General features: G+C 70.2%; 11 protein-coding genes. 8 read left to right on the top strand and 3 right to left on the bottom strand.

All coding sequences use genetic code 11. The annotated features are described in order from the left end of the window. Positions 1-54 precede the first annotated feature (54 nt). Together D0D37_RS15565 and D0D37_RS15560 are read left to right on the top strand one after the other, a co-directional pair. Positions 55-513, top strand: a complete 459-nt coding sequence (locus D0D37_RS15565; protein ID WP_116201251.1) for an STAS domain-containing protein — start codon at positions 55-57, stop codon at positions 511-513. A 96-nt stretch (positions 514-609) separates the two neighbouring features. Next, positions 610-1,425: a DUF1206 domain-containing protein gene (locus D0D37_RS15560; protein ID WP_116201250.1), complete on the top strand. Its 816-nt coding sequence runs from the start codon at positions 610-612 to the stop codon at positions 1,423-1,425. A gap of 101 nt (positions 1,426-1,526) precedes the next feature. Here the strand turns inward: D0D37_RS15560 and D0D37_RS15555 are convergent, their stop codons facing one another. Continuing rightward, positions 1,527-2,621 (bottom strand): carboxylate-amine ligase, encoded by a 1,095-nt coding sequence (locus tag D0D37_RS15555; protein WP_116201249.1) that lies wholly within the window; start codon positions 2,619-2,621, stop codon positions 1,527-1,529. Positions 2,622-2,778: 157 nt separating this feature from the next. Here D0D37_RS15555 and D0D37_RS15550 point away from each other — a divergent pair, with 157 nt between their 5' ends. Beyond that, positions 2,779-3,258: a hemerythrin domain-containing protein gene (locus D0D37_RS15550; protein WP_116201248.1), complete on the top strand. Its 480-nt coding sequence runs from the start codon at positions 2,779-2,781 to the stop codon at positions 3,256-3,258. A gap of 46 nt (positions 3,259-3,304) precedes the next feature. Here D0D37_RS15550 and D0D37_RS15545 read toward each other — a convergent pair whose 3' ends face one another. Both D0D37_RS15545 and D0D37_RS46615 read right to left on the bottom strand, forming a co-directional pair. After that, a complete protein-coding gene (locus D0D37_RS15545; protein ID WP_116201247.1) occupies positions 3,305-4,174 on the bottom strand; it encodes a serine hydrolase in 870 nt (289 codons plus the stop codon). 324 nt (positions 4,175-4,498) lie between these two features. After that, positions 4,499-4,672, bottom strand: a complete 174-nt coding sequence (locus tag D0D37_RS46615) for a hypothetical protein (RefSeq protein ID WP_162834253.1) — start codon at positions 4,670-4,672, stop codon at positions 4,499-4,501. A 125-nt stretch (positions 4,673-4,797) separates the two neighbouring features. On the opposite strand from D0D37_RS46615, the gene D0D37_RS15540 reads away from it, so the two are divergent. The 5 genes from D0D37_RS15540 to D0D37_RS15515 all read left to right on the top strand — a co-directional run bounded on the left by D0D37_RS15540 (position 4,798) and on the right by D0D37_RS15515 (position 10,693). Next, positions 4,798-6,240, top strand: a complete 1,443-nt coding sequence (locus D0D37_RS15540; protein ID WP_116201246.1) for an aminotransferase class I/II-fold pyridoxal phosphate-dependent enzyme — start codon at positions 4,798-4,800, stop codon at positions 6,238-6,240. A gap of 40 nt (positions 6,241-6,280) precedes the next feature. Then, positions 6,281-6,742, top strand: coding sequence for a DUF6098 family protein (locus D0D37_RS15535; RefSeq protein ID WP_116201245.1), 462 nt, complete (start codon positions 6,281-6,283; stop codon positions 6,740-6,742). Between the two features lie 139 nt (positions 6,743-6,881). Beyond that, positions 6,882-8,021, top strand: a complete 1,140-nt coding sequence (locus tag D0D37_RS15530) for a serine hydrolase domain-containing protein (RefSeq protein WP_116201244.1) — start codon at positions 6,882-6,884, stop codon at positions 8,019-8,021. A gap of 53 nt (positions 8,022-8,074) precedes the next feature. After that, on the top strand, positions 8,075-8,860 hold the full coding sequence (locus tag D0D37_RS15525; RefSeq protein ID WP_116201243.1) for a MerR family transcriptional regulator: 786 nt from the start codon (positions 8,075-8,077) through the stop codon (positions 8,858-8,860). 546 nt (positions 8,861-9,406) lie between these two features. Further along, positions 9,407-10,693, top strand: a complete 1,287-nt coding sequence (locus D0D37_RS15515; RefSeq protein WP_244223523.1) for an MFS transporter — start codon at positions 9,407-9,409, stop codon at positions 10,691-10,693. Positions 10,694-10,741: the final 48 nt, after the last annotated feature.

Here is a 10,741-nt window from a genome sequence, read left to right as displayed (position 1 = left end):
GCCGCGCACGTTCCCGGTCCCCGCCCCGCTTTTCGCGAGGAGGGAACGAAAACCATGCACCGCAACGCCACGCCGTTGAGCCTGACCGTCCTGTGCCCCGCCGGGCGTCCCGCCCGCACGCTGACCCGCACCGCGAGGTCGACGGTGGTGACCCTGGAGGGGGAGCTGGAGGTCGCCGACGTCCCCCGGCTCCGCCGGATCATGTCCGGCGAACTCGGCCTGCGGCCGGTGACCCTGCTCGTGGACCTGACCGAGGTGCCGTTCTGCTCGGCCCGGGTCCTGGAATTCCTCGCCGAACAGGCCAAGGCCGCCCGCGACGCCGGGGTGCGGTTCGCGGCGGTCGCGCACCAACGCGCTGTCCTGCGCCCGCTGGCCTTGCTGGGTCTCGACCGAACGCTTCCGGTCGTGCGCAGCCTCGACGACGCCGCGCTGAACGCGAGGACGCGACGGAGAACGGGCTGGCTGACCGAGCCGAGCCGACCCCTCCCGTCGCGGTCCGAAATCGAGCGCTGACCACCCGTGATCCGACCGTCCTCTGTGGATCTCCCGGGCGGCGGATTGCGCCATCTGCCGCAACGGCACCGCCGCCGGAGCGGGTATCCCCTCCGCATGAACCGGATCTCCAACACCGTCGCCCGCGGAGAAAAAACCGACACCGCCCAGCTGCTCGGCCGGGCGGGGATGGCCTGTTACGCGCTCGTGCACCTCATCCTCGCCTACCTCGCCGTGCGGGTCGCGTTCGGCAGCGGCGAGCAGACCGACCAGAAGGGCGCCCTGCGGGAGGCCGGTTCGACCGTGTTCGGCCAGGTCCTGCTGTGGGTGCTCGCGGCCGGTCTGGTCGCGTTCGGGCTGTGGCAGTTCCTGATGGCCGCGACCGGTTACACCTGGACCAGCGGCGGGAAGCGGACGCGCAAACGGCTGGGTGCTGCTGCCCGGGGGATTGTGGTGCTCGCACTGGGCGTCAGCGCCGTCCGACTCGCCGCGGGCGAGGGCGGGGGAGGTTCGAGCGACCAGACCCAGCAGGAGTTCACCGCGAAACTCCTCCAGCTGCCCGCCGGTCCGGCGCTGGTCGTGGCCGCCGCTGCGATCGTGCTCGGGGTCGCCGTCGCCGCCGGGGTCAAGGGCGTGAAGCAGACCTTCCTCGAAGACCTCGACCCCGCCGGACTGCCCGGCAAGACCCGCCGCTGGGTCGGCCGATTGGGCACCACCGGGTACTTGGCCAAGGCGGTCGTTTTCGCGATGACCGCGTTCCTGCTGGGCTACGCCGGTTTCCGCTCGGACGCGAAGGAGGCGGGCGGGTTGGATGCCAGTCTCAAGACGTTCGCTGCCCAGCCGTTCGGCACGGTGTTGCTGACGCTGGTCGCACTGGGTCTCGCGGCGTTCGGCGCGTATTGCCTGGCGGCGGCTTGGACACACCGCCGCTGAACGCACGGTGCTGCTGATCCCTGGTAGCGGCTGGGCCCCGCGGCGTTCGGCACCTACTGCCCGGCCGCCGCATGGGCGCACCGGCGCTGAACGGGCCGCGTTCAGGGCGTACCCGCGAGCAGATCAACCACGTCTTCGCCGCGACCCCGTTCGGCGAAGCGCCGTCGCTGCCGGTCCGCGCCGCCGCCCTCGGCGCACAATCGTGCCGTTGCCTCCTGGGCGAATTCCAGGTCCCCGGCGGAGTCCAGCGCGGACCCGGTCAGCTCGATGAGGTCCGCGAGCACGGCCTTCGTCGGCGCCAAGTCGCCGTTGCGCGGGTGCGGGCACCGGCCAGCGACCCCGTCCCGCGACGCGCGCCAGAGCTGGGCGCGCAGCACCTCGTTCGCCAGGTACGGCGGGGGATTGCCGTCCGCCAGCGCGGTGGCGACCAGGCCCCGAGCCAGCACGCCGAGCAGGACGGCTTCCTCCGGCGTCGCGGCGACGTCGGCGATGCGGAACTCGATGGTCGGCTGTTTCTCCGACAGCCGGACGTCCCAGTAGACCATCCCGCGGTCGAGGATCGCGCCCGAGCGCAGCCAGGCGTCGACGACGGCTTCGTACTCGTCGAGCGACGAGAACCGCGGCGGCGGCCCGGCCGAGGGCCAGCGGCTCCATTGCTGGTAGCGCCAGCTGCGGTATCCGGTGTCGTAACCGTCGGCGATGGCCGAATTCGCGGTCACGGTCAGCAGCGCGGGCAGCCACGGCCGGATCCGCCCGAGGACCTGGATGCCGGTCTCCTTGTCCGGGATCGCGACGTGCACGTGACAGCCGCAGGTCAGCGACGTCCGCGCGGTGGCCCCGAATTGCTCGGCGATCCGTTCGTAGCGCGGACTCCGGGTGACGACGGGCAACTTCTCTTCCGGCACCGGCGGCGAGGCCGCGGGCAGCAACCGGCGGCCCTGCCGACGCGCGGCCGAGGCCAGGTCGTCGCGCAGTTCGCGAAGCCGCTGCAGCGCCTCGTCGCGAGTCCGGCAGACGTCCGTGGCGATCTCGGCCTGCGCCTGGATCAGTTCGTGCTGCAGCTCGCCGTCGCCGTCGCCCGTTTCCGCGGCGTCGGAGACCACCTGATCGGCCTGGGACAACCGGCCGTTCCGGTCGACGACCAGGAACTCCTCTTCGATGCCGAAGGTCAGCTCGTCGCCGGTCTGGTCGCTCACTGATGCTCTCCTGTGGTCCGGGGGCATCGGAATACCCGGACCGGTTCGCGTGCAAACGGGTGTTTTCGCGGGCGGGGAAAGGGTAATCCGGCGGCCAAGAAACCGCGGGCGGCCCACCCTGCAGTGCCCGCGCCCGGACCGCACTGTGAGGACACCGATGTCGACCGACGCGATCGTGCTGCTCAAGAACGACCACAAGACGGTGGAGAAGCTGTTCAAGGAGTTCGAGAAAGCGGGGGAGAAGGCCCACCGGAAAAAGCGCCGGATCGTCGACTCGATCATCGAAGAGCTGACCGTCCACGCCTACCTCGAGGAAGAGATCTTCTACCCCGCGGCGAAGGAAGCGGTGCCGGAGACGAAGGACCACGTCCTGGAGAGCGTCGAGGAGCATCACGTCGTGGTGTGGATGCTCTCGGAGCTGCTCGACCTGGACCCGGAGGACGAAACCTTCGACGCGAAGGTGACGGTGCTGACGGAAAACGTCCGCCACCACGTCGAGGAAGAAGAGGACGACTGGTTTCCCGAGGTCCGCTCGGCGATGGGCCGCAAACAGCTGCGGGAACTGGGACAGCGGATGATCGACGCGCGGCCGGACGCGCCGAAGAATCCGCTGAAACTGCAGAGCGCCAAAGCCTGATCGCCGTTCGAACACCTAATCTGGTCCACAAAGGACTGATGTCGGTTCAGGTGAGTTTGCTGCTTCCAGCAAGAGAATTCTTCAACGCCCCGGTAGCGGTCGTGAGCGCCTTGGTCGCGACGGTGACGTCGATGCTGTCGTCCCAAGTGCTCATGACCGCTACCGCGAAGGTCCGGGACTCGGTCCGGACCAGGCCGGTCGTGTTGAGCACCCGTCGCCCTTCGGAGGTGCCCCACCCCTGCTTGATCGCCCATTTCGCGCCCGGAAACGCTCGCGGGATCCCGAAGTGTTGATCGAACCCGTCAGCGGCGTTGCGCGGGGCGCTCTCCAATGCCTCGGTAAGGAATTCCCGTTCCTCTGTGGACCGTCCCGCGGTGATGTGCCGGTAGACCGCGACGACGTCTTCGGCCGACATCTGGGTGGAGCCCCATTGGCCGGGGTCGGCGGGCGGCGAAGTGTGCGCGAGCCCCAGTTTCCCGGCCTGCCGCCGGACGATCGCCGGTCCGCCGAGTTGCTGCCAGAGTCGGCTGGCCGCGTGGTCGTCGCTGGCCGAGAGCATGGCGCGGACGGTGGCGGCGTCGCTGTCGGAGGGAACTCCGGACCGGTCGAGGAGGTCGAGCGCGATGAGCAGCTTCACCACGGACGCGGTCGGCTGCGGCTGATCGGATTTCCAGCCGACCTCGACCGTGCACGAGTCGAGATCGACGACCTCGATCTCGAGCCGCGGATCGTTTCCGTTGCTCAGCAAGGCTTTCCGGGCTTCGGCGACGGCGTTCGGATGCTTGCCCGCCGCCGCGGCCGGAGCCGCTTCGCACGCGGCCTGCCAGTCAGTGCCGCCGGAACCGCAGGCCACGGCGATCGCGGCGACCAGCCCTGCGGCGGCGGCGAGCGCGAGAACCCCCACGAGCATCTTCATCGATGCGAACTCCTTCGGCGACGGTCCGCTTCTGCGGGAAGCGGGAGCGATCCGAAGGTAGTGAGACCGGGGGAGGGCAGGATCGTCCGAAAAGTCCGTCCATTCCGGCCAGTCGGCGGGCAACCTCGTCCGGGCATCGGCCATCTGGCCGACCCGCCGTGCGCTGACCTGCGACGACCCGGCGGCCGCCCTCGAAGCGGCGACGGCGGCCGGAAGCGCGCGCAAGGCAACGACGGCGAAAGCCGGAGGACGTTCAGGCAATTCCGTTTGCCCGATCAGACCTTTCCGGCCGTCCTTTCGCCGTCGTCGGTTTCCGGGGTTCGTTCAATCGGTTTCCGGCTGCTGCCACGTCCTTCCGGCCCGTTGCGCGGCCGCCTGGATTTCGTCGCCGACCTCCTGCCAGTTCTGGTCCGTCGGGTCGTGGTCGCCGATCCACGTGCGCCGCGGCGCCGCGAGGGAGCCGCCGACCGGCTGCGGTTCTTCTGTCATCTGAGTCATGATTCCTCCGTCTCCGGGCGAAGACCACCTCGGATTACCCCTATCGAGCCCGTCGAAACGGGACCGCGTTTGAGATCGGCCGGACTGGGTACGCGGGGCGGGCGGCCGATCATTCCCGCGCACCAGTGCTCGAAGCGATCCGGCGGTTTCGCACGTCCGGGCACGTCTCGTTCCTGCCGCCCGGACACAAACAGGGCCGCGGCGTCGACCCGCGGCTGGCGGAGATCGTCGGCCGCGACGTGTTCGCCTCGGACATCATCCTGATGAACGGCCTGGACGACCGGGCGCTCAACCATGGCGCGCTCGCCGAAGCCGAAGGCCTGATGGCGGACGCGGTGCACGCGGACCGCGCGTTCTGCTCCACCTGCGGCAGCTCGTTGTCGGCCAAGTCGGCCATGCTGTCGGTCGCGGGACCGAGCGAGGAACTGCTTATCTCCCGTAACGCGCACAAATCCGTGGTCGCCGGGCTCATCCTCAGCGGCATCCGGCCGGTGTGGGTGCCTCCGCGCTGGGACCGGACCCTGCATTTCGCCCACCCGCCAGGCCCGGAAGAAACCGAGGCGGCCTTCGCGGAACACCCGTCAGCAAAGGGAATGCTGCTCATCACGCCGACCGACTACGGCTCCTGCGCGGACATCCGCGGCGTCGCGCGAGTCTGCCACGAACGCGGGGCGCCGCTGATCGTCGACGAGGCCTGGGGCGCGCATTTCCCGTTCCACCCGGACCTTCCGGCGTGGGCGATGGACGCGGGCGCCGACCTGTGCGTGACGAGCGTGCACAAGATGGGCGCGGGCCTCGAACAAGGCTCGGTCTACCACCTGCGCGGCGACCTCGTGGACGCCGACGTGCTCGCCATGCGCGCCGACCTGCTCGACACGACCAGCCCGTCGTCGCTTGTTTACGCCGGCTTGGACGGCTGGCGCCGGCACATGGTCGAGCACGGAAAAGGCCTGCTCGACGACGTGCTCGTGCTGGCCGCGGACACCCGGAAGCGCGTCGCCGGAATCGCCGGAATCACCGTGCTGGGAGACGCCGAACTCGTCGGTCCCGGCCGGGCGGACGACCGGGACCCGCTGAAACTGCTGCTCGACGTGTCCGAACTCGGTTGCACCGGCTACGACGCGAACCATTGGCTGCGGGACCGGCAACGGGTCGATGTGGGGCTTTCGGACCATCGCCGGATCGCCGCCCAGCTGACCGTCGGCGATGCCGAGGACACCGCCGCCCGGCTGGTCGAGGCACTCCAAGCGCTGTCCGACCACGCCGGTGAACTGCCCCGCGCGAAGCCGGTGGAACTGCCCACGCCCGAGGACCTGGAACCAGACCAGGCGCAGCTGCCCCGCGATGCGTTTTTCGGCCCGGCCGAACAGATCCCGGCCGAGAAGGCGGCAGGACGGATCGCCGCCGAAACGATCAGCCCCTACCCGCCAGGCGTCCCCGCGGTGCTTCCCGGCGAGGTGCTGACCGGCCCCGTGCTCGACTACCTGCGCAGCGGCGTGGCCGCGGGCATGTTCCTGCCCGATCCGGTGGATCCGCTGCTGCGCACCGTGCGGGTAGCGGCCCGCTGAACCGGGATTGCGGGCGGCGGAGGCGGGTAATCCCGGGCCCATGACGGAATGGGACAGCGAACTGCCCGTCGTGCGCGACCTCGACGAGCTGGTCTCAGCGTTCCGGGAGGCGGGCGAGAACGACCTGTACGTGCGGTGGTCGCGCGGCCCGGACGCGGATCTGTGCTCCGGCCAGGAAAGTCGCGACGGGCTCACCGGAATGCTGCTGCCCGGCTTGTCGGCGAACTCGCTGGCCCGGCAACCGTGGTGGCGCGGACGGTCGCTGCGGCTGTGGCTGGCGAGGCGGCTGCACGACTACCAGCACCTGCGCGAACGCGGCGGCCCCGGCGTACGCCCGTGGTTGTTGCGGGGCCGCGAAATCGCGCGAGGCCCGGACAACGAGCCGCTGATCGTGGACGCCGAACCGCTGGCATGGATCGAGGACGCCGTAATGCTCGAAGCGCGGCGCCTGGTCGAGCAGGAAGCCCCAGCGGACTGGGGCTCCATGGACCGGCACTCGTGACCCGCGTCGACGCGGCTGGAGCCACGTCTGCGGAGATGTGAGCCAGGTCACCGTTGAGGTTGACCTTGGGTCAGGCCGGAAGCTCGTCGCAGCGGCACGAAGCCGACCTGGCAGCACAGATCCGTAGGAGCGAACCACCATGTCGATCAACCTTTCCCGCCACGAAGAGCGCGCCGCGCGGACTGCCGACAGCAAGACCGGGCCGGACCGTCCGGAGTTGCGGCAGGCGCTCGAGGAGATCGTCGACTCCGGCTTCGTCGGGGTGACGCTGCGCGTGCGGGACGAGCGAGGCGAGTGGGCGGGCAGCGCCGGGGCGGCAGAGCTGGGCGGGACCGCGAAGCCGTCGACCGACGCGCATGTCCGGATCGGCAGCAACACCAAGCCGTTCACCGCGACCCTGGTGCTGCAGCTGGTGGCCGAGGGCAAGGTCGAGCTGGACGCTCCGGTGCTCGGCTACCTGCCCGAGTTCGGTTTGGACGGGCGGATCACGGTGCGGATGCTGCTGCAGCACACCAGCGGGCTGTTCAACTTCACCGGCGAGGTCAACGCGGACGGGACCCTCGCGCTGGGGATTCCCATGCCGTACGGCCCCGAGGGCGAGGAATGGCTGGACAAGCGGTTCACCGCGTACCGGCCGCAGGAGCTGGTGGAGCTGGCGCTGGCCGAGCCGGCGCGGTTCGAGCCGGGGGCGGGCTGGAGTTACTCCAACACCAACTACGTGCTGGCCAGGCTGCTGGTCGAGAAGGTCACCGGCCGCTCGGCCGCCGAGGAGACGAGGCGGCGGATCGCGGAGCCGCTCGGGTTGTCAGGCACTCTCCTTCCCGACGGCCCGGAGATCCCCGAGCCGCACGCGCACGCCTACTACCGGCACGAGGTCGCCGGAGAGCAGAAGACGGTCGACATCACCCGGCAAGACCCGTCGTGGGTGTCCGCCGGCGGCGACATGATCTCGACGACCGAGGACCTGGCCGTGTTCGTCTCCGCGCTGCTGGGCGGCAAGCTCCTGCCGGCCGAGCTGCTGGCCGAGATGTGCGCCCCGCACCCGACGGGCATTCCGAACATGGACTACGGCCTGGGAGTGTTCGTGCTGACCACCGACAGCGGCAAAACTGTCATCTCCCACAACGGTGCCCAAGGCGGCCACGCGGCGCTGATGTACAGCACTCCCGACGGAAGCAAGACCCTGACCGCCGCCCTGAACTGCGTGGACGACGCCGGGATGTCCGTCGCGGCAGCATTCCAGGGCCTCCAGCAGAAGCTCCTCAATGAAGTGTTCTGACGCGAGGGTCGGGTCGAGCTTCGGCGAGCGCGAGCGCAAGGCAGGCTGAGCGGATGCGGAACGGGGTCACCATCGGGCAGGCGGCGGCATTCGTCGGCGTCACGGTGAAGACGGTGCGGCACTACCACAAGCTCGGTCTGGTCGCGGAGCCCGAACGCGACGGCTCCGGATACCGGCGGTACGGATCGGCCGAGCTGTTGCGGCTGGTCCAGGCCCGGACGCTGGCCTCGGCCGGGGTGCCGCTGGCCGAGATCGGGTCCCTGCTCGACGCCGACCGCGCCACGCTCGCCGACGCGCTCGCGGACGTCGAACGGCAGCTCACCGAGCGGATCGAGGAGCTGACCGAGCGGCGCGACCTGCTGGGCCGCCTCGCCGACGGCGACCGGACGCTGCTGTCGGACCGCGCCGCGGCGCTGCTGGAACGGATGCCCGGCCTCGGCTTCCCCGCGCACGAGGTAGCGGCGGCCCGGGAGGGCTGGGTACTGGCGAAAGCCCTTGCCCCCGAAGGCTTCGACGACTACCTCGCCGACCTCGAGCACGCTCTCGGCGACCCGCAATACGTCGCCCTGATCAAGCGCGGCGCCGAAGCCGCGGGCTGGGAACCGGACGACCCCCGCATCGAGGAACTCGCCACCGCGATGGCCGAGCACTACCTCGCGAACCCCGCGCATCTGCGGATCGTGACCGGCCTGCAAGCCCGTACCGAAGCCGCGACCCGGTACGAGCTGATCGCCCACCACGGCGAAGCGCAGGGTTCGGCCGCGGCCAAGGCCCTCGCGCTCGTCGAGGCCAAGCTCCGCTCCGCCGGGGTCCGGATCCCCAGGCCCGGTTCCCGCTGACCGCCCGGCCTCCTTCGGATGCTCGGCGCGGACGGACGGCGAGGTCGGCGGCGCCAGGTCGCGGCGATTCTCCGCTCGGGTTCGGTTCGGGCGGTGTTCACCGGTGGCGGCACCAAGTTTCGCCTGCTGGCCGAGTCGCAGCGTCGCGAGTTGCTGGGGCCGGGTGTCCGAGGGGATGCCGCGCCTCGGTGCCAGTGCGGGAAGGAACCTGGCCGGACGGGTGCGCACCACGAACGGCATGTCGATTGTGGAGCCGCCGAGCCGGGCTGCGCTGGGGCCGGTGCCGGTCTGTCGGTCGACGTAAGTGAAGGGCTGGGCCTCCGGGCTCAGCCCTTCTTTCCTGGAACCGCGGGATCCGCCCCGTTGTCCCGGCCCGCCAAGAGAACCCGCCGTCCGAAAAGACCTCGCCGGGATAGCTTGACACAAGCATCTTAGGACAAAGATACTTCCCGGCGACCCCGCCGGCCGAGGCGGCTGGTCTGGCGGCGCGGCGGGTCCGCGCGGTCCGGGCCGCCTCGCGATGGTCCGGCCCGGAAAGGACCTGCTGTGCCCGAGCTGAGGGAAGACCGGCGACCCGGCGCTCCGCTGACCGCGTGGCTGGGAGTGCTGGCGCTGCTGGTCGTCGTGGCGGTGTCCTATATCGACCGGGTCAACGTGTCCGTGCTGATCACCGATCCGGCTTTCACCCAGCACTTCGGAATCGCGGGAAACCGGGCGGCGCAAGGCGCGCTGATGACGCTTTTCCTGGCGGGCTACGGGATCGCGGCCATGCTGATCACTCCGTGGTACGAAGCGGTGTTCGGGGTGCGGCGCGGATTGCTCGTCAGCCTGCTGTGCTGGGCGCTGTTCACTCTCGTGTCCCCGTACGCCGGGGGCGCGGTGGTGTTGCTGACGGTGCGGTTCCTGCTCGGAGCCAGCGAGGGGCCGCTGTTCTCGCTGAAAACCATGTACGTCAAGGACAATTTCGCCGAAGGCGCCTGGGGGAAGCCCAACGCGGTCAGTTCGATGGGCGTTTCCCTGGGCACGGCGCTGGGCATCCCGGTGATCACCTTCGCCCTCGTGCACTTCGGCTGGCACGGCTCGTTCCTCCTGCTCGCGGCCCTCAACCTCGTGGTCGGGCTGCCATTGGTCGCCGTGTTCGTCCGAAGCTCGCGGAACCGGACCGCCGCGCGGCAACCGGCGTTGCGGCGGTTCGCGGGAGCGCTGCGCACGCCCAAGCTCGGCTGGATCCTGCTGATCGAAGTCGCCACGCTCGGCTATCTGTGGGGCAGCACGTCCTGGCTCCCGTCGTATTTGCTGCAGGCACGGCACTTCTCGCTGGCGCAGATGAGCGCGCTGTCGGCGCTGCCGTTCGTGGTCAGCCTCGGATCCGGTTTCCTCGGCGGGTACCTCATCGACCGGATGCCCGCCCGCCGGGTGCCGCTGGTCCTGGTGGTCGGCAGCATCGGCACCGCGCTGTGCGCGACGACCGTGACCCTCGCCGACTCGCGCTGGCTGGCCGCGGCGACTTTGATCCTCGCCAACGCGTTCTGGGGCCTGCAGGGACCGGCGATTCCGACGCTGGTGCAGCAATACGCGCCAGCGGGCACCGTCGGCAGCGCCTACGGGCTGATCAACGGAGTCGGCAATCTCGTGTCCGCGCTGCTTCCCACCTTGATGGGCATCGCGATCGCCGCGGGCGGTGACCACGGGTTCGCGGCCGGGTACGTGCTGCTAGCCGCGACGCAGCTCCTCACCTTGCTCGGTGCCGTAGTGCTACTCCGCGGGCGGGGCCCGGCCGGGAAAGAACCCGCCGCGGCCGAGCAGCCCGCCGTCCCGGAACAGTCCCGTTAGGACGGACGCGGCACCGTTGCGCGAACACCGGATAGGCTCCGTTCGAAC

The sequence above is a fragment of the Amycolatopsis circi genome (assembly GCF_003385235.1).
In the GTDB taxonomy this organism is placed as follows: Bacteria; Actinomycetota; Actinomycetes; order Mycobacteriales; family Pseudonocardiaceae; genus Amycolatopsis; species Amycolatopsis circi.
Note: the sequence above shows the minus strand (reverse complement) of the source record. Positions and strands in the feature narration are given on the sequence as shown.